Annotated in this window: 13 protein-coding genes and 1 pseudogene; 8 read left to right on the plus strand and 6 right to left on the minus strand. The window is 61.7% G+C overall.

Annotated elements, in window-relative coordinates; translation table 11 throughout:
* Positions 1-350: AMP-binding enzyme (locus tag C9I57_RS31635; protein ID WP_440130267.1), on the plus strand; the 350-nt coding region annotated here is incomplete at its 5' end.
* A 71-nt stretch (positions 351-421) separates the two neighbouring features.
* On the opposite strand, the gene pbpC is transcribed toward C9I57_RS31635, so the two are convergent.
* Complete coding sequence (gene pbpC, locus C9I57_RS31640; RefSeq protein ID WP_258187923.1) at positions 422-2,716, minus strand: penicillin-binding protein 1C; 2,295 nt, start codon at positions 2,714-2,716, stop codon at positions 422-424.
* A gap of 127 nt (positions 2,717-2,843) precedes the next feature.
* A complete protein-coding gene (locus C9I57_RS31645) occupies positions 2,844-8,105 on the minus strand; it encodes an alpha-2-macroglobulin family protein (RefSeq protein ID WP_107154446.1) in 5,262 nt (1,753 codons plus the stop codon).
* Between the two features lie 417 nt (positions 8,106-8,522).
* On the opposite strand from C9I57_RS31645, the gene C9I57_RS31650 reads away from it, so the two are divergent.
* Positions 8,523-9,455: an amidohydrolase family protein gene (locus C9I57_RS31650; RefSeq protein ID WP_107154447.1), complete on the plus strand. Its 933-nt coding sequence runs from the start codon at positions 8,523-8,525 to the stop codon at positions 9,453-9,455.
* 55 nt (positions 9,456-9,510) lie between these two features.
* The gene (locus C9I57_RS31655) at positions 9,511-10,758 is read left to right on the plus strand and encodes an MFS transporter (protein ID WP_107154448.1); all 1,248 of its coding nucleotides are present in this window, start codon (positions 9,511-9,513) and stop codon (positions 10,756-10,758) included.
* Between the two features lie 15 nt (positions 10,759-10,773).
* On the opposite strand, the gene C9I57_RS31660 is transcribed toward C9I57_RS31655, so the two are convergent.
* Positions 10,774-12,945, minus strand: a complete 2,172-nt coding sequence (locus tag C9I57_RS31660) for an EAL domain-containing protein (RefSeq protein ID WP_107154449.1) — start codon at positions 12,943-12,945, stop codon at positions 10,774-10,776.
* 302 nt (positions 12,946-13,247) lie between these two features.
* Here C9I57_RS31660 and C9I57_RS31665 point away from each other — a divergent pair, with 302 nt between their 5' ends.
* From C9I57_RS31665 to C9I57_RS31685, 5 genes are all read left to right on the plus strand, one after another.
* Positions 13,248-15,353, plus strand: a complete 2,106-nt coding sequence (locus tag C9I57_RS31665) for a putative bifunctional diguanylate cyclase/phosphodiesterase (protein WP_107154450.1) — start codon at positions 13,248-13,250, stop codon at positions 15,351-15,353.
* Between the two features lie 177 nt (positions 15,354-15,530).
* A complete protein-coding gene (locus tag C9I57_RS31670) occupies positions 15,531-15,860 on the plus strand; it encodes a hypothetical protein (RefSeq protein WP_107154451.1) in 330 nt (109 codons plus the stop codon).
* A 272-nt stretch (positions 15,861-16,132) separates the two neighbouring features.
* Positions 16,133-16,621 carry an adenosine-specific kinase gene (locus C9I57_RS31675; protein ID WP_107154452.1) on the plus strand — a complete coding sequence of 163 codons (489 nt, stop codon included), beginning with the start codon at positions 16,133-16,135 and terminating at the stop codon, positions 16,619-16,621.
* A 275-nt stretch (positions 16,622-16,896) separates the two neighbouring features.
* Complete coding sequence (locus tag C9I57_RS31680; protein ID WP_107154457.1) at positions 16,897-17,634, plus strand: 2OG-Fe(II) oxygenase; 738 nt, start codon at positions 16,897-16,899, stop codon at positions 17,632-17,634.
* Positions 17,635-17,686: 52 nt separating this feature from the next.
* Positions 17,687-18,337 (plus strand): phosphoribosyltransferase, encoded by a 651-nt coding sequence (locus C9I57_RS31685; RefSeq protein ID WP_107154458.1) that lies wholly within the window; start codon positions 17,687-17,689, stop codon positions 18,335-18,337.
* Between the two features lie 46 nt (positions 18,338-18,383).
* Here C9I57_RS31685 and C9I57_RS31690 read toward each other — a convergent pair.
* The 3 genes and pseudogenes from C9I57_RS31690 to C9I57_RS31700 form a co-directional block, all read right to left on the minus strand.
* Positions 18,384-19,919, minus strand: a pseudogene (locus C9I57_RS31690) (SpoVR family protein); the annotation flags it as partial.
* Positions 19,920-20,074: 155 nt separating this feature from the next.
* Positions 20,075-21,343, minus strand: a complete 1,269-nt coding sequence (locus C9I57_RS31695; protein WP_107154454.1) for a YeaH/YhbH family protein — start codon at positions 21,341-21,343, stop codon at positions 20,075-20,077.
* 135 nt (positions 21,344-21,478) lie between these two features.
* On the minus strand, positions 21,479-23,401 hold the full coding sequence (locus C9I57_RS31700; RefSeq protein WP_107154455.1) for a PrkA family serine protein kinase: 1,923 nt from the start codon (positions 23,399-23,401) through the stop codon (positions 21,479-21,481).
* Positions 23,402-24,085: the final 684 nt, after the last annotated feature.

Here is a 24,085-nt window from a genome sequence, read left to right on the forward strand (position 1 = left end):
TCGAGTCGGCGCTGGTGGCCAATCCGCTGGTGGCGGAGGCGGCGGTGGTGGGGCGGCCGGACGAGACGACGGGCGAGGCGGTGGTGGCGTTCGTGGTGCTCAAGCGTGCGCGCCCGCAAGGCGAAGAGGCGGCGAAGCTCGCGAACGAGCTGCGCGCGTGGGTGGCCAAGGAGATCGGGCCGATCGCGAAGCCGAAGGACATCCGCTTTGGCGACAATCTGCCGAAGACGCGCTCGGGCAAGATCATGCGGCGCTTGCTGCGCTCGCTCGCGAAAGGCGAGGCGATCACGCAGGACGTGTCGACGCTCGAGAACCCGGCCATTCTCGAGCAGTTGGCCGAGGTGCGGTGAGGGAGGAGCGCCTATGTCGCAGCGAACGCTTCGGAGTCCTCATCGTCGACGGCAGGCGAGCGATGTCGGCGCTACCTCACCTCGACTGTCACGCGATCGTATCGCCCTTTCTGGTCGAATGCGGTAATGGCGTAAGCGCCGGGTCGGGTGAACTCGAATGTCCACCCGCGCCCAGCCGCGGCGCGCCCAACCATCGTTCCGTTCATCAGCCAGCCGATATCGCCTTGCGCTCCGTTGACGGAGAGATGCAATAGCGGCGGCGCTCCGCCATAGACGCGCTGGATGATCTCGCCTGAGCTTGCGCCTGCAATCGCGAGCCGCCCCTCGCCGCGCCCGGGCGGCGCGCAGCCTGCCTCCCACGGGGGCGCGTCGAAGCGCCGGCTGCGCTCGTCGAGCCATGGTGCCAGCAACGTCGGCCATAGCGGACTCTCGGCGTCGCGCAGCGTATGGGTCGTGCAAGCGGCAGTCGCACGTCGTCCGGTCACGCTGTCGATGGTGTATCGAAGCACCGGCTCGCCGCCGCGAACCGAGTCGGGAAACGTCGGTGGGGCCACGCCGTCGAGTAGCCATGCACGTCGCTGTACTGCGCAAAGCTCTGTCGGTTGCGCATCGGCTGCAAGCCCCAGCGGCCAACATACTTGCGCCTGCGTCACGCCCGGAGGCGGTGTGCGCCGTGGCGCTTGAACGGCGTCGGGCAACGCCGAGAAGATGCTCATCATCAACGGTGTCGCCGCATTCGCGCCGACGTATCCCGGGTTCGGCGTCCCGTCCGGTCTGCCTATCCACACCCCGACCGTATAGCGGTCTGTAACGCCGACGGACCACGCGTCGCGAAACCCGAAGCTGGTGCCGGTCTTCCAGGCGATGCCGCGGTTCGCGCCGCGTTCCTCGACGGCACGTCCGAGCGGCCCGCCCGTTTCGAGGATGTCGCGGACGATGAAGGCGGCTCCCGCACTCATCATTCGATGTTCTTCGATCGGCGCATTGCTCGTCAGCCGTGGCACGCCCGCCAGGCCGCCACGCGCAAAAGCGGCGTAGGCGCCCACCAAGTTCTCGAGCGTCGTATCGGCACCGCCCAGGATGACCGACAGATTCGGCTCGGCGTCACGCGGGAAGCGAAGCTTCAAGCCGCCTTGGCGCAGCTTGCCGACAAAGCGCTCTGGCCCATACTGGTCGAGCACTTGCACGGCAGGCACGTTCAGCGAGCGCGTCAGCGCCTCGGATACGCTGACCGCGCCATGGAACGATTGCTCGAAGTTTCCGGGCTGATAACCGCCGAACGATTGCGGCACGTCGGATAAGAGCGATTCCGAGTCGATGAGCCCCGCATCGAGTGCGAAGCCATAGAGGAAAGGTTTCAGCGTCGAGCCGGGCGAGCGCCACGCGCGCACCATGTCCACGTAGCTCGCGCGCCCGAGATCGCTGAAATCGGCCGAGCCCGCATACGCGCGAACTTCGAGCGTCGCGTTGTCGAGCACGAGCGCCGCGCAAGATACATGCGGAGGCAACGTGCGCACACGGTCGAGCAACAGGGATTCGACAGTCGACTGCAAATCCGCGTCGACGGTGCTCGTCACTCGAAGCTTCCCACGTGCGTTCCGCTTGAGTCGCTCGGCGAGGAGCGGGGCCAGCATCGGCTCGCGAATCGTCTGCGCATAGACGGGCTCGGTCAGTGCATCATGGATGACGGTGGGAGGCCAGCGATCCGCCATCCGCCGAAGCACCTTGTCTCGCGCGTCTTGCGCTCGCCGCGGAAAACGATCGGGCCGCAGCAGCGAGGGCGCCTGGGGCAACACCGCGAGCATCGCCGCCTCCGCGTAGCTTAGGTTGCGGGCCGGCTTGCCCAAATAGGCGCGACTCGCCGCATCGACACCTTCGAGCACGCCGCCCATCGGCGCGTAATTGAGGTAGAGCGTCAGGATTTCGCGCTTCGAGAAATGCGCTTCGAGCTGGAGCGCGCGCAAAATCTGGTGAAGCTTGCCCGCTAACGTGCGCGGCGTCGGATCGATGATCCGCGCGACTTGCATCGAGATCGTCGAGCCGCCGGAGACAATGCGGCCGTGGATGAGCCATTGACCCGCCGCGCGCAGCAGCGAGAATGGATTTACCCCCGGGTGCCACCAGAACGCACGGTCTTCGTAGCCGATCAGCGCCTCGATATAACGCGGCGAGACGTCTTCGAGCGTCACCGGGTTGCGCCAGATATACAGCTTGTCAGGGAAGGCGCGCAAAGGCGTGCCGTCTCTCGCCGTGACGACGAGCGCGAAAGGCGCCGACCGACCGGGGGCTGGCAACGGATAAAGGTGGTCCGCCACGACGGCGACGCCAATGAGCAACAAGGCCAGGCCCGCGACCAGGCCTGCCATCCGCCGTCTCATTGCCCGCGCGAGCGCGCTTTGCAACCATCGGCACGCCCGCTCTCGCCGATTGGCCCTTGCAGTGCGCGATGCCGGCAACGGGGCGCCGCCGTCTTCTGGCACGGCCGCGCGCTCGTCAGTGCGCCGCGGCGGCCGATGCCGGCGCCGGCGATGGTGCTGTCGATGGCTTCATGGCCGCCGCTGGAGCCGATGCGCCGGTCTCGACTGCCGCCGCCCGCGGCGCGTTCGCATCGACGATCGCGATCGTGCTCTGCGTATCCAGCACGCCGAAATATTGCGGCCGGTACATGTCTTCGACGATCGCGGGCGGCACGGCATAGCGTCCGGGCGTGACGACCCTCGCGCGGTAGAAGAGATCGAGCCCACCCCAGCCGAGCTTGACGGCCGCGACGAAGCGATCGTCGCGGAATTCGACATGCTGAATCTTCTCGCTCTGCATCGCTTCGTTGACGTCGATATCGCCGACCTTGATTTCTTCCCCGTCTTCGCCCTTCACGAGGTTCTGGTTCTCGATTTCGAGCCCCGCGGGAATACGATCGACGACGAGCGCCGAACCCGTCACCGTGTTCACCGAGTCCGCTCGCAGGTGAACGAGAACCGTGTCGCCGACCTTCAGCGGTCCGCCGCCGAGCGCCGAGCCGTCCGCCTGCAGGTACTCGCGCGTCACTGTGAGGCTTCCAAGGTGGCGCACATCAGGACTCGGCGTCTGAATCGGATTGCCCGCGAGCGACAGCTGCACGAAGAGGCGCTGATCGGAGCTGTTCGTGACGGTCATGCCGTGCGCGAACTGCGTCGCGGTCAAGTCCGCGAACGGCGTCACGGCGCTGTCGACGGTACGCGTTTCGCCGTCGCTCGCGATCGTGGCGCGCCATGTCTTCTGCTCGCCGCTCGAGAGCGTCTGACCAAGCCGGAAGAGAGCCAGCCGCTCCTGCGTGCTGTAGTAGGCCGCGCCAGTCCCGGCCGTCGCGTTTTGCACGCGCCCGAGCAAGAGGCTCTCGGCGTCGGGTGACTGGATTTTGTCGCGTGCAAGCAATACGTAGGAGAGGGCCGCATCGCGCACTTCGCTGCCATAGTCCCACCACCAATAGCCGGATAAGCGTTCCATTTTGGCGCCTTGCGCGATCGCCTGCTGGCCGCGTGTCTCGTCGCCCATCAGACTGAGCGCGATGCCGAGTTCGACGAGCGATAGGCCGGAATCCGCGTAAGCGCGCTGCTCGAACAGCAGCCGCAACGTTGAAAGCGGCGCCTTGCGCTCGCGCGCGAGCACATAGGAAGCTTGTACCAGCCCCTCGAAGTTGCGGTTGTTGCGGCTGACGTCGTCGATGAGCCGGCGCAGATCGTCCGGCGAGATATGCGTCGGCAACGGTGTGATTTGCGCGCTTCCTTCCTGCAGTCCGCGCAGCAGGTAGTTCATCGTCTTGTTGTAGAGCGTGTCGGGCACGCTGAAGCCCTGCGCCCGCGCGTCCTGGAGGAATCCGGCGACATAGCCCGAGAGCCAGAAGTCCTCGCGACCGTTGCCCCAGAGACTGAATCCGCCGCTTGCCGATTGGTAACCGCCGAGCTTGCCCATCGCAAAGTCGATTCGCTGCGCACGTTGCTCGCGCGTATAGACTTTCAAGCCGTAGCGGCGCGCGGCCGCTTCATCGACGTAGAGCCAGGGATAGGCGCTGCTCGTCGTTTGTTCCGTGCACCCGTACGGGTATTCGAGCAGCCATTGCACGGCAGCCTTCACATCGATCGGCGGTTGATTCGAGAGCAGCAGATGAGCCGCCAGCGAACCGGGGTAGAAACCGGCCAGTGCGGGGTCGCGGATCTGCAGCGTGGCGCCCGGTTCGATCGTGTAGCGCTGAATGACTTGCGTCGACGGCGTAGGCGCCTCGACTTGCACGGCGTAATGGCGCTTCAACGACACACCGGGGCCTTCCACGGTGACGTCGACTGGGTGCAGTCCCGCCAATTGGCCGGTCTCCACCGCATAACGCAGGGTGACTTTCTGCTGTGGCCGCAAGGTGACGTTGCCGCTGCCACCATGAATGGAGAGGCCGTTGTCGCTTGCCACGTCAACCTTGAATTGCCCCGCGCTGCCGGTCAGGTTCTGCAGATCGAGTGCGAACGTCGCCCGATCGCCGAAGTTCAGATAGCGAGGCGTCGACAGCTCGGCGATGACGGGCGCCGCGACGATCATCTCCGCGCTCTGGCTGCCATAGCGGTCCGCGGTCGCTACGACGGCGCTCAAGCGCAGTGTCCCGTTGAAGTCGGGCAGCGAAACCGGAACCTCGGCCTCGCCGTTGGCGTCGAGCGTCACGGGGCCGCTGAAGATGTCGACGAGCTTCACCTTCTTCGGCAGATTCTGCGTCGCCTTCGGCGTAGCGTCGCCGCCCCATTTGAGCTTGCCTTTCTTGCCGGCCATCTTTTCGATCAGCCGCCCGTAGATGTCGTGCAGATCCGCACCGTAACGGAGCTTGCCGAAGAAGAACTGATAGGGATCGGGCGCGGCGAACTGCGTTATGTTGAGAATGCCGACATCGACGGCCGAAAGCGTGAGCAATGCATTCTGCCCCTTCGCGGCCGGCACTTTCACCTTGATCTTCGCGACGGTTTCCGACTTGATACGCGTCGGCGCCTCGATCGCCACGTCTAACTTGCGGTCGGTGCGCGCGAGCGGCAACGCCGTGAGCCCCAGCGCGCGAGCTGGCGTCACGAGGTCGCCCTCGTTGCCCGGGCGCAACGCCATCACGGAGAGGTAAAGATCGTGGCGCTGCCATGACGGGTCGACCGGAATATCGACCGTGGTGCTCGCGCCATCGACCTTGACGCGTTTCGTCCAAAGCGTTCGATCGCCGTCCACCGTAATGAGCGCCGTTCCCGGGTGCGGCGGCATGATCGTGAGACGCGCGGTGTCGCCGCCTCGGTATGCGTCCCGGTCAAGCTTGAGCATCACGCGGTCCGGGCGCTGGCCGGCCGTTTCATTGCTTTGCGCGTTCCAGCCCGCGTAGAAGCGGTAGCGCAACGTCTGGCCCGTGGCCGTATCGAGCATCTCGAGCCGGTATCGTCCGTATTTGAGCGGTACTCGCAGGTGGCCGCGGCCGCCGGCCGGGACGTCCACGGTGGTCGTATAGACGAGCTCGTCGCTGTCGGTATAGCCCGAGTTCCACCCGCGCTGGTCGTCGAAGCGCCAGTAGTAGTTGCGGTTCTCGCGAAAGAGCCGCACAGGCAGGCCTTTTTCGGGCTTCAGGTTGCCAGCCGCATCGGTACGGATCACCTCGAAATCGGCGGGCGAATCTTCCGGCGCATAGTCACCGCTGTAGAGCGGCCGCACGGCAGTGAGCACCGGTGCCGGCCAGATCGTCCGCTCGATGTTGCGCACCACCGGCCGGCCGCCCGTTTCCAGCAGGCTCAGCGTCGCGCGCACCGTCATCGGCGAATGCGCGTTGGCCACTTCGTCGGTCGGTAGTTCCAAGCCGATGCGGCCGTCGTCGTCGAGGTGTTGGTCGTCGAGTGGCTGGCGCACGTGCGTCGCTTCGTCGTTGGCGTCGCCGAACGTGAAACCCGGGTAGCGCGCCGGAAGCGGATTGCTGCTGCGGAAAAATTCGACGACGCCGACGAGCCGATTGCCAGCCGCCGGTGCGCCGTACAGATAGGTGCCTTTTACGTCGATATGGAAGGATTGGTTCGGCGTCAGCGCGGACGCCGGGTTGCTCAAGTCAAGCTTCATCCGCTCGGGCAGGAACTCTTCGACGCCGAAGCGCATCGTGGTGTTCGGCAGCTTATCCGCGGGATCGTTGCGCAGCTCGAGCGTCCAGGTGCCCGTTGGCGCATCGGCGGGCAACGCGATCGGGTGCTGGTAATAGCCTGGGCGCCCGGTCATCGGTTGCCAGGTTGCGACGAACTGCGTCTTACCGTCGGCGCGGCGCAGCGTCGCCTGAATCGGTTGGGGCGGCACGGGCCGCCCGTCGGCATCGCGAGCAAGCACCGACAGGGGGAAGGTCTCGCCGGGCCGGTAAAGGTCGCGTCCGCTCCAGGCGAAGAGCCGCACCGGCTTATAGGGCAGCCCCGTAACGTCGTATTCGGACAGATCGAGCGCCGCCTCGCGCACCGCCAGCATCGACATCTGCTGGCCCTTTTGCGCCAGGACGATCGCCGCGCCCGCGGGCGCCTGCGCGAAGGCCGCGTGGCCATCGCCGTCGGTTTGGCCGCGCGCGAGGACTTTCCCCTGCTTGTCGAGCCAGGTCAGGTCGACGCCGGAAACGGCGCTGCCATCGGTCAGCGAGCTGACGAACGCGTCGGCCGCATGCTCGAAGAGCCGAAGGTGCAGGCCGAGGTCGCTCACGTAGTAATAGGTCGTCTGGTATTCGGAGCGGAAACGCCCCGGTTGCGACATGACCGCGACATAGATGCCCGGGTCTTGCAGCGCCTTGATGCCTTCGACGGGCAGATAGGTCACGCTGCGCTTGTCGGTCTGCTGTTCGGTCAGAAAGCGTCCCTCGTACACGCTGTCGGCCATCTTGTGGAGTTCATCGAGCGACCAGATCGAAACGGCGCCATGCAGATCGTCGGGCAAGCTTGCATTGTCCGTGTCGTTGCTGTTATCGCTCGCGTCGCCATCGTCATTGGCGTCCGATTGCTTGGCCGGCTGGCGGCGCGCGAGCATCGAGTCGAGAAAGCGTGGCAATTGATCGGGGCGCACGCGCATGAACTGCACGTCGACTTCCGGTACGTTCACCGTGACCACCGGCAAGCCGCCGTTTTGCTTCGCGGGCAGCACCATGCCGCGGCTCGCGAAATAGTAGGCCGGCGTCACGGCGGGCGTGTTGATCGAATAGCGTATTTCCCGGCCCAGCTTTCTGCCGTCCTTCGCCGTCAACGAATCCCCGATTTGCACGACATAGCGTGTGAGCGGTTCGATATGAGGGAAGTAGAGGATGCGCGGGTTGTCGCCGACCACCCACGCGCCTGAAACCGCGATGCCGCCCGCGAGGTCAGTCAGTTTCTCCGATGTGCTGACCTCACTTGCAGCCGATGCGGCCGATGCGTGATCGGGGTTGTCGGCGTCTCCTGCGTTGTCGTCGCCATTCTCGCCATCGTTATCGGGCGAGCGGGCCTTCAGGTTTTTAGCCGCCGGCATCTTGAAGACACGCACGACCTTGTCGTAGTCGCGGCTTGCGTCGAGAGGCTGGGAGAAGGTCAGCGCGAGCGCCGGCTGCCCGTCGAGTTCTCGATTGGCCGCATCGATCACGGCAAAAGGCGCATTGCGGTCTTCGCCGATATCGCTCGCTTCCGCGCGGTTGTGGAAATATCGGACGATGCCGAATGCCGCAATCGCACAAACAAAGAGCAGGGCGATGATGCTCGCGAGGCGGATGGTGCGCTTGTTCATTTTGGTCTTCGCCTTTGCAACCGGATCATGAGCGTACTGCCCGACGCATTCTTTGGACGATCGGAATATCGGCAAATCGTGCCGGCAGGCTTATTGACGGAAGTCCCACTCTCACGGGAAATCCCAACATTTCGGCTTTTGGAGACTTAAAGCCTCCGAGTTAGGCTGAATTGCGCGCAGATGGTATCACTTCCGCAAGGCGGTTTCGTGCGACTGACTGGGAAACAACAAGCTCGGCCTTTCAGTACCGGTGCTGAATGCCTTCGATCACCGAAACCTGGAGCATCATCGGTTTTGGCTATGCGAAAACGTAACGACATCGACTCACGGAAAGCCGGCAGGCGATAGGGAGCCGATCGCCAAAACCGCGCATAATCGACGCACATGCAGTGTCTTCGTTCACTACCAGGACGAGCCATGATTTCATCTGCCAGTTCGGGGCCCGCATGGCTATGCGCGGCCCCCCTACCGGACATCGCCGAACCGTCTTTTCGCGTTCCGGCCGGCGCTGTGGACACGCATGCCCATGTCGTCGCGGCGCATGCCGATGCCTATCCGATGGTTGCCGAGCGCAGCTATACGCCGCCGCCGGCACCCGAAGACAAGTATCTGGCAATGCTCGAAGCCTGCCGCATGACCTATGGCGTACTGGTGCAGATCAGCGTCTACGGAACCGATAACCGTTACATGCTCGAGGTGCTGCGACGCAATCGTCAGCGCTTGAGGGGCGTTGCCGTGGTGTCGCCCGAAGTGTCCGACGACGAGCTCGAAGCCATGCATGCCGCCGGCGTACGCGGTCTGCGCATCAACGTATTGTTCGGCGGCGGCATCGGCTTTGCGGCAATGGAGGCGCTTGCGTACCGCATCAAGGATTTGGGGTGGCATTTGCAATTCCTGATGGATGTCGAGACGTTGCCCGAATTGATGCCGCGCATGATGAAGCTGCCAGTCCCTGGCGTGGTCGACCACATGGGGCATACGCCCGTGAAAGGCGGCATTGCCGCGCCGGGCTTCGCTGCATTGCGCCATCTCGTGACGGCTCATGGGTATTGGGTCAAGCTATCGGGCGCTTATCGCATCAGCGATGGGGCCCCGGCGTTCGAGGATGTCGTTCCATTCGCGCAGGCGCTCATCGAGGACGCTCCGGACCGCATGTTGTGGGGTAGCGACTGGCCGCACGTTTCGCTCACGCCCGAGCGCATGCCCGACACCGGCCGCCTGCGCAATCTCATCGTCGACTGGGCGCCGGAAGAGGCGATACGCCACATGATTCTCGTCACGAACCCGGCGCGGCTATACGGCTTTCCGGAAAGCCATGACGAAATCGCATCGGCCAATGCGAACGGTTAGCGGCTTTATCGGCATATCGGCAATACAACGAGGAGACTGATCGATGTCATCTGCTATGGAGCAAGGAGACAAGGCCAACTGGTTTCGCCGAATGACAGCGCCCGAAAAGCGGACATTCATTGCGGCTTTCGGTGGCTGGGCGCTCGATGCGCTCGATTTCATGGTCTTTACGTTCGTGATCTCGACCTTGATCGGGCTATTCAAGATCGATCGGGCCGAGGCCGGCCTGCTGGCTACCATCACCTTGCTGTTCTCGGCGATAGGCGGGTGGCTGGCCGGAATGCTTGCCGACCGATTCGGACGTGTTCGCGTCCTGCAGCTGACGATCCTTTGGTTTGCCGTTTGCACGTTGCTGATAGGCTTTTCGCAGAGCTTCTGGCAAGTCTTCTTGCTGCGAGCGCTGCAGGGTCTCGGCTTCGGCGGCGAATGGGCCGTGGGTTCGGTACTCATGGGGGAGATCGTGCGGACCGAGTACCGTGGCCGTGCGGTCGGCACCGTGCAAAGCGGTTGGGCGGTGGGTTGGGCGGTTGCGGCTATTCTCTATACGGTACTGTTCTCCGCATTGCCCGAAAACTACGCATGGCGGGCGCTGTTTTGGGTAGGCGTGCTGCCGGCACTGCTCGTGTTGTTCATTCGCAAGCGCGTGCCCGAGCCTGAGCTCTTTCGACGCACGCGTGCGCAAGAGGAGGCGAGTGCCGCGCGCGTGTCGCCGTGGGCGATCTTCTCGCCAGCGCTCATCAAGACGACGGTGCTCGGTGCATTGCTCTGCACCGGTCTGCAAGGCGGCTACTATGCGGTGACAACTTGGTTGCCGACATTCCTGAAGAGCGAGCGGCACCTCTCGGTGATCGGCACGGGCGGCTATCTGCTCGTGATCATTCTTGGCTCCTTCATCGGCTATCTGGCCGGCGCTTACCTGACCGATCGCCTCGGCCGCCGAGCGAACCTCATCGTTTTCGCTTTGCTCTGCGGCGCGTGCATCTTCGCGTACACGCGCCTGCAACTTTCAAACGAGCAAATGCTTTTCCTCGGCTTTCCCCTGGGCTTTGCGGCATCGGGGATTTTCAGCGGAGTGGGCGCCTATCTGACCGAACTGTTTCCATCGGCCGTGCGCGCGAACGGGCAGGGCTTCGCCTATAACTTCGGGCGCGGAATCGGTGCGCTGTTTCCCAGCCTCGTCGGATATCTCGCGAAGACTGCGCCGCTCGGTGTCGCCATCGGCATTTTCGCGGGCGGGGCGTACTTGGTTGTGTTGATCGCGACCTTGCTGCTGCCGGAAACGAAAGGCCGTGAGATTTCCTGACGTCGTGCAAATGTACTATGCCGCGAACCGGTTTTCTCGATTCGCGGCGAGCACGAACTCCAGACAGACGTCGGCCGAAAGGGGGCGGCTGAAGAAGTAGCCTTGGAAACGCGCGCAACCCAACGCCGATAGACGCGATAGCTGACGCTCGTTTTCAACGCCTTCGACCACCAGCGACAGATTGAGCGTGCCGCTCAGATCCGCGATGCTTTTGACAATGTGCTCGTTGACGCTGCCGGGGCTGACGTCCGCCAACGATCGATCTATCTTCACTGTGTCGAGAGGCAGCTCGCGCAGATAGTGCAGCGATGTGTGGCCCATACCGAAATCGTCCAGCGCGACCTTCACGCCGATTTTTCTCAGGTTTTTCAGATTTTCGATCGCCTCGATGTCCGGAAGCAGCATCGTGGACTCCGTGATCTCGAGTTCAAGGAGGGAGGGAGGCAAGTGCTCGCGATCGAGTATGTCGACTACGTTCCGGTAAAACTCACGATTCATCAGCTGTTTCGGCGAGACGTTGACCGCAATCACGAAATCGTCGGGTAGCACATCGCGCCAACGCTTTCTTTGGCGGCAAGCGAGCGATAAGACATGTAATCCCAGCCGGTCGATCTCCTCGATATCATCAGCGAGTGCCACGACGATCGGCGGCGCCACCCGGCCCAGAAACGGATGCTGCCAACGCAACAATGCCTCGGCTCCGAATATTCGCCCGGTTCGGAGATCCACTTGTGGTTGGTATTCGAGGAAGATGTGTCTCTGTGTCGCCAGCGCATCTTCGAGGTCGCTTGCCAGCGACACGGCCATCCGGCCCTCGTCTCCGGGCAGCTCGAGGCAGCGTTTCGGCTTGACGCTCGCTTCGGGCGACTCAGCGATGCGCAGCAAAGAGGCGAGCACTTCCTGTCCTCTCCTGCCTGCGAGATATTCGGCGACTCGGACGAATGGCGCGTATATCGCCGCTCCGGCCGCAAGCGATACTAGCTGCACTAACGTTCCCGACAGCGAACCGGTGACCGCGTATCCGCTAAAAAGCGCTGGCGTCGTCCAGGGCACGCTGTAGCTCGCCTTCGGCATCAGGCCGGCGATGATCGCTCCATAAGCAATGAGGATCTGTGCAATCGGGGTCAGCACGAACGGAATGGCGTAAACCGGGTTGAGCACCAGCGGCAGCCCGAAGAGCAACGGTTCGTTCACGTTGAATACTGCCGGCAACATCATGAAGAGTGCCAGCTTCTGCCCGCGGACGGTGCGGCTGACGAGCAGCAGCGCGAGGATAAGGCTCAGCGTGCCGCCGGATCCTCCCATTCGCGCGAACACCGAGAAAAAGTCATAGGTGAAGATGAACTGAGGATGGACGCCGCTTGCGACGGCGGCAACGTTTGCGTGCGCGGCCGGGTCCAGTACGCGTTCCTGAACCGAATAGAGTGTGTTTGGGCCGTGAATCCCAAACAGCCACAGTACCTGAGATGCCGCCTCGTAGCTGATCGAGAACAGCAAGCTGTTGGAGAGCTTCGAGAACGAGATGGCGAATTGCGTGGTCAATGCCTCCACCCACTCCGACCAGCCGAGCCACATCGAAGCTGCTCTGAGAATGGCGAATGCGAGGATGGTCAGCATTCCGGCCGGCATCACCGTGAAGACGTCGCCGACAAGTGTGTCATTGCTCAGGTTATGTAGCGGAATACGAAAAAAGCGGTAGCTGCAGAGCTTCAAAAAAAGACAGCAGCCGATCGACGCGGCGACGAGCGCGGTAAACAACCCGTGCCCGAGCGAGAGCGGCGCGAGCGGGCTCGCATCGCTGCCACTCGGCGCGACCAGCGTGAAGAAGCACGACGTCACGACGATCACGGCGACCATCGGATTGACGACGCGATGACCGAGTCGCTGGTTATGAAGGCTCGTGAGGACATCCGTGAAGCCATATAACGCAACGAGCGATCCAATGCCGAAGGTACCGGCGAGCAGGCTGTCGCAAAAGTAGTCGAGACGGGGCCCGAAGGCTCCCGTCAACAATTGCCGCATGCCGGCGCTCGACGGGTACCGCAGAAGCAATGCCAGCGCGCCCGTCATGATCAGTGGCAGGGCCAGCGCCAGCCCGCGGCGAATGGCGATGAAATAGGGCGTGCGGTCGATTCGCTCGACGACGTGCACGAGCCTAAGCCAGGGCCCTAACGATTCATTAGTCATCGCCTTCGACTTGCTTCGGGTTGGAGAATCCCCGGATCTTTGAATTGTTGCTTTCCCGAGCTACCGCTCGCTTAAACGGCTGAACCATGAGGAGTCTGGAAGGGTTATTTGTTTTCCATGCATCGGTGAAGCGGCCGCCGCGAGCCGACCACGCACTGCAATTCGAACTTTGCGCCACAAGCATATCGATGCTGCATTCGTACAGCACTATTCATATTACAATGACTTTTCAAGAATCAACAGATCGTTTTTTTGTTTATCAGAAAGTTCTTACGGTCACGTCGGCGTAATAGGAATGCAGAATGTATGATGGCTCGTACCATGGCTGGCTGGTTTTGTTGTCGTTTGCAATTGCCGTCCTGGCGTCCTACACGGCACTGGATATGGCGTCGAACGTTGCAACGGCCAAGGGGCGTTCGGCATGGCGGTGGCTCGCGGCCGGGGCGTGTGCCATGGGCATCGGAATCTGGTCGATGCATTTCACGGGCATGCTTGCGTTCAGCTTGCCGATCCCGCTTGGCTACGATCCTGCAATAACGGGTGCATCGCTATTCATCGCAATCGCCTCGTCGGCTTTCGCGCTGTGGTGGGTTTCCCGGCCTTCGCTGTCGTGGCGGAGCGTCATCTGGGGAGCGCTGGTGATGGGCGCGGGCATTTCCAGCATGCACTACACGGGCATGGCGGCGATGCGAATGATGCCCGGCATTCAATTCAACCATTCACTCGTCGTTTCGTCGATCGCAATCGCTGTGCTAGCCTCCGGCGTCGCACTGCAACTGGCGTTTCGGCTACGGGCGCATTCGTCGCGCGTCAAGCTGTGGCGAGCGGGGGCAGCGGTCGTCATGGGCTCGGCGATCATCGGCATGCATTACACCGGAATGGCCGCGGCGGAATTTCCCGTTGGTACAGTTTGCGGCGCGGCCCTCGACGGCTTCCGTGCGGACGGGCTTGCGCTTTCCGTCGCCATCGGAACCGTTGCTGTGTTGGTGCTCGCTCTGACCGTCTCAGTATTCGATTTGCGACTACAAACGCGGGCATCCGCGCTGGCGGAATCCGAGGCGAGGGCTCACGAGCTGGCCCATCTTGCCACTCACGATATGTTGACCGGCCTGCCGAACCGGGCGGCTTTCGAGGCGCGGCTCAAGGAGTCGATAGCCGATATCGATCTGCATGGCAGTCATGTTGCTGTCATGTTCATTGATCTCGATGGATTCAAGGCGGTCAACGATGCGCTTGGACACCATGCGGGTGATCTTCTTTTAATCGAGGTCGCGCGGCGCATGCGCAAAACGCTTCGCCGTCAAGACATGGTTGCGCGGTTGGGGGGCGACGAGTTCGTGATGGTCGTCGAAATTGATCGGCCGGCCGACGCGGCCGAGATGGCCAACGGCATTCTGGGCTGCCTCGATCAGCGGTTCGAGCTTCAGGGGCTCGAATTGCATCTGTCGGCCAGCGTGGGAATCGCCGTCTGTCCAGACGACGGCAAGCATCCGCATGAGCTGCTCAGAGCCGCGGACGCGGCGATGTACCGGGCAAAATCTCAGGGAAAGAACGGTTACTGGTTTTATGACCCGTCGTTGGAGGCCAACGCGCGCGAACTGCTCCAGCTCGCGCAGGACCTGCGCTGGGCGGTCCAGCGAAACGAGTTGATCCTCTATTACCAGCCGAAGCTGGATGTTTCCGGCGACACGATCGTCGGCGTCGAGGCGCTTCTTCGCTGGGACCATCCTACGCGCGGACTCATTCTTCCAGAGCGGTTCATCGGGTTGGCGGAAAGGGTGGGGCTGATTTTGCCGATCGGCGAATGGGTCATTGATGAAGCTTGTCGACAGATTGCGAACTGGCGCTCGATGGGGCTCACGAACTGGACGATGGCGGTCAACCTGTCGGCTATTCAGATCCGTCATTCGGCGCTACCGGACATCGTTTGTGCATCGCTCGAACGCCATGCAGTGGCGCCGCATTGTCTGGTTCTCGAGATCACTGAATCGACGATGATCGATATGGACGCCAGCATTCAGGTGATCGAGCGATTGCACAGGATGGGCGTGCAGATCGCCATCGACGATTTCGGCATAGGCTATTCGAGCCTGCTCAACCTCAAGCGCTTGCCTGTGCACGAGTTGAAGATCGATCGCGGATTCGTGCGGGAGCTTGAGTCAAGGACCAGCGATGAGGCAATCGTATCGGCGATTGTGGCGATGGGCAAAACGCTGAACCTGCGGATCGTCGCGGAAGGCGTGGAAACGGCGGAACAACACGCGCTGCTCTCGGGGATCGGGTGTCATTCGATGCAGGGTTTTCTATTCGCACACCCGATGCCGGCGGACCGGTTGGTTGAATCGATCGAACAAGACGGTGTAAGGGTGCGGCTCAAGCAGTCGGGCGTGAATGCTTCTGCTGTTTGAGTCGAAACGTGCTCGACGACGAAGCGTTCAAAGAAGTGCGACGGCAGCTGCATTCGGCGAGCGCCGTTCGAAACAACTCGTTGCACAACTCACAGTTGCCAGGTCGTCGACGCCTGTCAGCTCCGCGTTGAGGATGCAAGCGGCATCAAGCCGCCTAACCACCCAAAGGAGCTGACCATGAAGAAGACCGCCTTGCGCTTCGCCGCTATCGCCGCTGTTGCATTTTCATTCGCAGGCATCGCATCGGCACAGACGAACTGGGATGCGGCGCATCCGCGCCGCACGGAGGTGAACCATCGGCTGGCAAATCAGAACAGCCGCATTCACGATGAGGTTCGCGAAGGCGATATGTCGCACGTCGAGGCGGCGGCGCTTCACAAGGATGACCGCCAGATTCGCAAGGAAGAGCGACTGATGGCGAGCCAGAATGGCGGTCACATTACCAAGCAGGAGCAGCGCACACTGAACCAGCAAGAAAACAACGTGAGCAAGCAGATCGGACAGTGAGCTGGCGATTGGGTGGCGCGCCCGTGGCTGGGCGCGCCAAGCAACTGTTGCGAGTGTCCCGTGGCAATGTCCCACCTTTAAATTTTACATAACGTAAACTCGAATTTATGTTGATAATTCATGTTATGTCAAATCAGTCGGAGTGGCGATCTGATGGTTGCGGTTGCATCTGTCCACCCACTTGCGCAACCAGCCTGCGCTAGCACAAACTATTGGCGGACAACAGCAGACGCGATCTCGATGCTTGCCTCTCAACCTTTGCGAGGTTCATCATGGTTCAGTTGCTCACCGTCACAATCTCGAACCCCGACAGCGTCAACTTCATCCTCGGGCAAACGCATTTCATCAAGTCCGTCGACGACATGCACGAAGCGCTCGTCGCGTCCGTACCCGGTATCAAGTTCGGGCTGGCATTTTGCGAAGCGTCCGGCAAACGACTCGTGCGCTGCTCGGGTACCGATCCCGAGCTCACCCAGCTTGCCTCTGAGAACGCCATGACGATCGGCGCCGGTCACAGCTTCATCGTCTTTCTTGCCCAAGGTTTCTATCCGGTCAATGTGCTGAACGCGATCAAAGGCTTGCCCGTGGTCTGCCGGATCTTTTGCGCCACGGCCAATCCGACGGAAGTCGTGATCGCCGAGACAAATCAGGGGCGAAGCATCCTCGGTGTCGTCGACGGTTTCACGCCGCTCGGCATCGAAAATGAAGTCGAAATCGAAGCCCGCAAGACGTTTCTACGCGAAATCGGCTACAAAGCTTAGGCTGCAACGAAACGCATATTAGACCACTGGCGCTGCGATGCGGCATGACGATTAGAATGCCGCCGATTCGACGCGAATGAAGGTCGGCGGCACGCCGGCCACTGTCCCGGAACCCGCCGCTGACGCTCGGACGGGGGATGCATGCCAGCAATCTGACCGCAAGAATCGAGAGGTGGTGCAACCCAAAGCTCAGTAAAGTGGAGATTCACCCATATAGAAGAGCGGAGTAACCGGTGCGCGATCTGCGTGAAACATCGTCGACTCAGACTCCCCCCATTTTTGAGGGCAGCGAAGATACCGGGAACAGGCCCGTCGTCGCACACCTTGATAAGGTCGACTGGTCCGGCGTCGAAGCCGCGCTCGACGAGTACGGATGTGCCATCATCCCTCGCCTTTTATCGTCGTCGCAATGTCATGCACTCGCCGCGCTTTATCCGGACGACGCGCAATTCCGTAGCCGCGTCGTGATGACGCGGCACGGTTTCGGCAAAGGTGAATACAAGTACTTCGGCTATCCGTTGCCCGAGCTCATCGCGTCATTTCGAGAGGCGCTCTACCCTCACCTGGCCCCGATCGCCAACCGGTGGATGAACGCGCTCGGCATCGACGTCCGCTATCCGGCGACGCATGCCGCTTTTATCCGGCGCTGCCATGCCGCCGGGCAACGCCGCCCCACTCCGCTGCTGCTGCGTTACGGCTCGGGTGACTACAATTGTCTGCACCAGGACTTGTACGGCGAACATGTCTTCCCACTGCAGGTGGCCGTGCTGCTGTCCGAGCCTGGCCGCGATTTTTCCGGCGGCGAATTCGTGCTGACCGAGCAGCGCCCGCGCATGCAGTCGCGCGTGGAGGTCGTGCCGCTCGGGCAAGGCGACGCGGTGGTTTTTGCCGTGAGCCATCGTCCGGTACAAGGCACGAGAGGTGCATATCGTGTAAACATGCGACACGGCGTCAGCCGCCTGCGTTCGGGCCAGCGGCACACGCTCGGGATCATCTTTCACGACGCGCTGTGACCGTCGATATTCGGAGGCAGGCAGTCGCCCCATACCTGATGCGATGACTGCCATGCATTCATTGTTCAACGATCGCGCCGAGGCCGGCCGGATGCTGGCCGAGCGCCTCAAGGAGTACGCGGGCCCGGGCACGGTGGTCCTCGCGTTGCCGCGTGGCGGCGTACCCGTGGGGTTCGAGCTTGCCATGGCACTCGGCGCCGAACTCGACGTCATGCCCGTGCGCAAGCTCGGCGTGCCGAGCCAGCCGGAACTGGCGATGGGCGCTATCGCTCCAGGCGGCGCGCTATTCGTCGATACTCAGACGATGCGCGCGGCACACGTCGGCCAGGCCCAGTTCGACGCTGTCCTGGCGCAGGAGCAATCGGAACTTGCGCGTCGGGAAAGCTCATACCGGGGCGGGCGAGCGCCGTCCGCGGTCGAGGGCCGCACGGCGATTCTCGTCGATGACGGGATAGCGACAGGCGCGACGATGCAGGCCGCCGTCAAGGCACTGCGCGAGCGTCGACCGGCGCGCATCGTTGTCGCCGTGCCGGTCGCTCCGACAGGTGCCGAGACCGATTTTTCCTCCATCGTCGACGAGTTCGTCTGCGTTGCTCAACCGGCACTGTTTTTCAGCGTCGGCCAGCACTACGACAATTTCGGGCAGACGACGGACGAAGAAGTGCGCGCTCTGCTGGAACGCGCACGGCCTGGAGGGAAGTGACGGCGCGATTAACGTACCCGGTGGCTTACGTACCCCGGCTCACCGCTTACAGCCGCAGCGCAGGCGCCGCATACCGGCACTCGTAGCGCTTTCGAATCGTGCCGTTCTCGTCGACGCTCTCGAGGTAGACATCGAACTGCCAAAGTCGAGCCATATGCTTGAGCACTTCCTCGGTATCGTTCGACAAATGGCGGTTGTCCGTCATGAAATGCCGCAGCGTCAGGCTGCGATCGCCGCGCGTGTTGACTGACCATACTTGAATGTTCGGCTCACGGTGATGCATGTCGTACTGACGTGCCAGCGCGTGGCGCACATACTGGTAGCCGCTGTCGTCGTGGATCGCGGAGACTTCCAGCGCGTCGCGCGTGTCGTCGTCGAGCACGGAAAACAGCCGCATATCGCGGATCAAATGCGGGGACAGGTACTGCGCGATGAAGCTCTCGTCCTTGAAATTGCGCATCGCATAATGCATCGCCGGCAGCCATGGCGATCCGGCGATGTCCGGAAACCACTTGCGGTCTTCGTCCGTCGGCGATTCGCAGATGCGCCGAATGTCGCTCATCATCGAGAAGCCGAGCGCATACGGGTTGATGCCGCTGTAATAGGGCTTGGTGACGGGCGGTTGATAGATGACGTTGCTGTGCGAATGGAGGAACTCCATCATGAAGCCGTCTTCGAGCAGCCCCTGGTTGTACATGGTGTTGAGCAACGTGTAGTGCCAGAACGTCGCCCACCCCTCGTTCATCACCTGGGTCTGCCGCTGCGGATAGAAATATTGGCCGATCTTGCGGACGATGCGTATCACCTCGCGCTCCCACGGCTCGAGGAGCGGCGCGTTCTTCTCAGCGAAATAAAGCAGGTTCTCCTGCGGCTCGGGCGGATAGCGTTCTTCCTCCTCCGTCTCGAGCGGCCTTTCCTTCACCGGCAGCGTTCGCCATAGCTCGTTGACCTGCGATTGCAGGTACGCCTCGCGTTCACGCCTCAGCTCGGCTTCCTTCGACAGCGAGGGCTTTTGCGGCCGCTTGTACCGGTCCACGCCGTAATTCATCAGCGCATGACACGAGTCGAGCAGCTCTTCGACGCGGTCCAAGCCGAACCGCTCCTCGCACTCGGCGATGTAATTCTTCGCGTAGACGAGGTAATCGATGATGGCGTGCGCGTCAGTCCACAGCCGGAACAGGTAATTGCCCTTGAAAAACGAGTTGTGGCCGTATGCGGCATGCGCCATGACGAGCGCCTGCATCGTCATCGTGTTCTCTTCCATGAGGTACGCGATGCATGGATTCGAGTTGATGACGATCTCGTAGGCAAGGCCCATCTGCCCGCGGCGGTAGCTCTTTTCGGTGGAAAGAAAGTGCTTGCCGAACGACCAGTGCCGATAGTTAACCGGCATGCCGACCGATGCGTAAGCATCCATCATCTGTTCGGCACTGATGAGCTCGAGCTGGATCGGATAGACGTCGAGCTCGTACTGCTCGGCCACATGAGAAATATGCGTGTCGTATTCCTCGATCAGCTCGAAGGTCCAGTCGGACGGCCACGGCAGCGGTCTGCGGTCGGCAGCGTTCATACGAAGTTCCTTTGGGGCCACGACAGGTACGTCGGCGTGGGCTTGCGTCGGCTCGACGTCCGCTCGTTTGCCGCTCTCGCGCGGCGCGTTGCTGTCCTGCCCGTGTGCACCCTTACGGCGGCGCTCCGGCTGATATCCGCGCGATTCATTATGCAGGTGCTTGGTACTCATGATTGAGCCGCCTGCTTTTCGAACAGTTCCCGGAACACGGGATAGATATCGGCCGCCGCGTCCACCTTCTTCATCGCGAGATGCGGCTGCGTCATCGCGAGTTGCGCGTACTCGAGCCAGAGGTTCTGCTCCTCCGGCGCGACTTGAATATACGCGAAGTAGCGCGTTTTGGGCAGGATGTCATCGTGCAGAAGGCGCCGGCACTTCGGCGAATCATCAGTCCAATTGTCTCCGTCGGAAGCCTGTGCTCCGTAAATGTTCCATTCAGTGGGCGAGTAGCGCTCGTCCATGACCTTGCGCATGAGTTCGAGCGCGCTGGAGACGACGGTGCCGCCGCTTTCCGTGGAATGGAAGAACGTGTCTTCGTCGACTTCCTCCGCACGCGTATGGTGCCGGATGAACACGACCTCGATCTTCTCGTAATTGCGCTTCAGGAATAGATAAAGCAGGATGAAGAAGCGCTTCGCCAAGTCCTTGCGCTGCTCGTCCATCGAGCCCGATACGTCCATGAGGCAGAACATGACGGCCTGGCTCGACGGCTGAGGCTGCTTGATGCGGTTGATGTAGCGCAGATCGAACGGGTCGATGAACGGAATCCGCCAGATCCGCCCGCGCAAGTGATGGATGTCCTCTTCGAGGCGCTTGATTTCCTCGCTGTTGTCGCCGGGCTCCAACTTGAGCGCCTCGAGCTGGCGCTCGAGTTCGCGCAGATCGTTGACGAGCGGCGCGCCGAGCGCGATGCGCCTGCCGAGCGCGCTGCGCAGCGAGCGCACCACGTCGATGTTGTTCGGCGTGCCCTCGGCCGCCCATCCGGCACGGATGTTCTTCCAGGTCGGCACGGCGAGCAGATGCGTCTTCACGAGCCTCGGCAGCTCGAGATCGTCGAAGAAATACTGCATGAACTCTTCGCGCGAGAGCTCGAAGACGAAGTCGTCCTGCCCTTCTCCTTCGTTGCTTGCCTGGCTTCCGCCACCGCCGGCGCCGCCGTTCGGTCGCGGAATCTTGTCGCCGCGGATGTAATCCTCGTTGCCCGGATGCACGAGCTCGCGCTTGCCGCCGGGCCCGTGGCGGAACATCGGCTCGGCAATGTCCTTTCGCGGAATGGTGATGCTCTGCGTGCTTTGGATGTCCTTGATACTGCGGTCGCGCACCGCCTCGGACACGGCACGCCGAATGTAATTCTTTACGCGGCGCAGGAAGCGCTCGCGATTCGCAATGCTCTTGTTCTTCCCTGCCAGCCTGCGGTCGATGATTTGGTGAAGCACATCCAGTCTCCCGCTTTTCGTTCCCTGAAGCGACGCGACAAGACACTGCGCAGGCGTCGTGCCCGCGCATCCCGCGCATCGCGGAGCGCTCGCCCGGCCAACGTCAGCCAGGCGAGCGCGCTGCCTTGCGTTACTTTACGACGACTTGCGTACCCGCAAGTACCAATCGCACAGCAGGCGTACTTGCTTCGGCGTGTAGCCTTTTGCAACCATCCGATTGACGAAATCTTCGTGCTTGCGCTGTTCCTCCGCCGACCCTTTGGCATTGAAGGAAATCACGGGCAACAGTTCCTCCGTGTTCGAGAACATCTTCTTTTCGATCACGACGCGCAGCTTCTCGTAGCTGATCCAGGCCGGGTTCTTGCCGCCGTTCGCCGCCCTCGCCCGCAGCACGAAGTTGACGATCTCGTTGCGGAAATCCTTGGGGTTGCTGATGCCGGCCGGCTTCTCGATCTTTTCGAGCTCCGCGTTGAGCGCGGCACGGTCGAAGCTCTCTCCCGTGTCGTGATCGCGGAACTCCTGATCCTGGATCCAGAAGTCGGCATAGGTGACGTAGCGATCGAAGATGTTTTGACCGTATTCCGAATACGACTCCAGATAGGCAGTCTGAATCTCCTTGCCGATGAACTCCGCGTAGCGCGAAGCCAGCAGGTCCTTCACGAAGGACAGGTATTTCTGCTCCGTTTCGGGCGGGAACTGCTCGCGTTCGATCTGCTGCTCGAGCACATACATCAGGTGCACCGGGTTCGCCGCGACTTCGGTGGAATCGAAGTTGAACACGCGCGACAGGATCTTGAACGCGAACCGCGTCGAGACGCCCGTCATGCCTTCGTCGACGCCGGCGTAGTCGCGGTATTCCTGATACGACTTCGCCTTCGGATCGGTATCCTTCAGGTTTTCCCCGTCGTAGACCTGCATCTTCGAGAAGAGGTTCGAGTTCTCCGGTTCCTGCAGACGGGTAAGCACCGAGAACTGCGACATCATCTTCAGCGTGCCCGGCGCGCAGACGGCGTCCGCCAGCGACGAATTGCGGATCAGCTTTTCGTAGATCTTGATCTCTTCGGACACGCGCAGGCAGTACGGCACCTTCACGACGAAGATCCGGTCGAGCAACGCCTCGTTGTTGCGGTTGTTCTTGAACGCCTTCCATTCAGATTCGTTCGAGTGCGCGAGGATGATGCCGTCGAACGGTATCGCACCGAAGCCTTCCGTGCCTTTGAAGTTGCCTTCCTGCGTCGCGGTGAGCAGCGGGTGCAGCACTTTGATCGGGGCCTTGAACATCTCGACGAACTCGAGCAGACCCTGATTGGCGAGGCAAAGGCCGCCCGAGTAGCTGTAGGCGTCCGCATCGTCCTGCGCGTACTGCTCGAGCTTGCGAATGTCGACCTTGCCTACGAGCGACGAAATGTCCTGATTGTTTTCGTCGCCAGGCTCTGTCTTCGCAATGCCGATCTGGCGCAGGATCGACGGGTAGCGGCGTACCACGCGGAACTTGCGGATGTCGCCGTTGTACTCGTGCAGGCGCTTCACGGCCCACGGGCTCAGGATGCTCTTCAGGTAACGCCGCGGAATGCCGTATTGGTCCTCGAGGATCGGACCGTCTTCGTCGTAGTCGAAGAGGCCGAGCGGCGACTCGTTGACGGGCGACCCCTTGATGGCATAAAACGGCACGCGCTCCATGAGCTGCTTCAGTCGCTCTGCGATCGACGACTTGCCGCCCCCCACGGGACCCAGCAGATAGAGAATTTGCTTTTTCTCTTCGAGCCCTTGCGCCGCGTGGCGGAAGTACGCGACGACCTGCTCGATCACGTCTTCCATTCCGTAGAATTCGCGGAACGCGGGGTACACCTTGATGACCTTGTTCGCAAAGATTCGCGACAGGCGAGGATCGTTGCGGGTGTCGATCTGCTCCGGATCGCCGATGGCCGCTAACATCCGTTCGGCAGCTGTGGCATATGCTGCGGGGTTTTCTTTGCAGAGCGCGAGATACTCCTCGAGCGAGAACTCTTCTTCTCGCGTCTTTTCGAAGCGGTTCGCGAAGCTGCTGTAAATATCCATGCTACCTCCTCGCCCAAGTCTGCGGTCGATGCCGTTCACGGAACCCTATACCGAGACGACCTCGCTCGATTTCATCCTAAACCCTTTTAAATTATTTTTCACGGCTTGCGTTGTTCATGTGACTCCCATCTTGGAGATACGGCGACAAGCGCCTACAATCTTCGTCCGCGCCGCGCGGGAAGCTCGTTGCGTGCCATACGCGAAGCTCCAAGCACATCGTAGTGCCTCGAAGCGCAAGCGAGCACACCGCGACCTTCGTCTCTCGTACGTTGGCGAACCGATCAAGGGGCATCTTCGCTCGCCAAGCGTGCATCTCCCAAATAGCGGTCTTTCCGCTCCGCGGCGCCCTTGCATGCCGCCCCCGGATTCGCATCGCGGCCGATGCCACTCGCTTCGCCGCGTCGTCGCTCCTTACCGTACGTATACGTGCTGGATGCCCTTGGCGACGACATTCGTACGCGACCGTTACAACTTTTTCCGAGGGACAGGCGTCGATCGCTCGACAAAGCAACACATGGTTAGCGTGCACATGTTCGGCCCCTAATTCAGGTTGCACGTGAATATACGGTGTGGGGCGGTAAGGCGTGGCGCTTTGCGTCGATTCGCGCCAGATCGTCTTCTCGACCAAAAGCAAAAAGACGAAGCTCGGCGAGGGGCGTGTCGGCGGGGGATCGGATCGGGGGG

It is taken from the genome of Trinickia symbiotica (genome assembly GCF_003028655.1).
GTDB lineage: Bacteria > Pseudomonadota > Gammaproteobacteria > Burkholderiales > Burkholderiaceae > Trinickia > Trinickia symbiotica_A.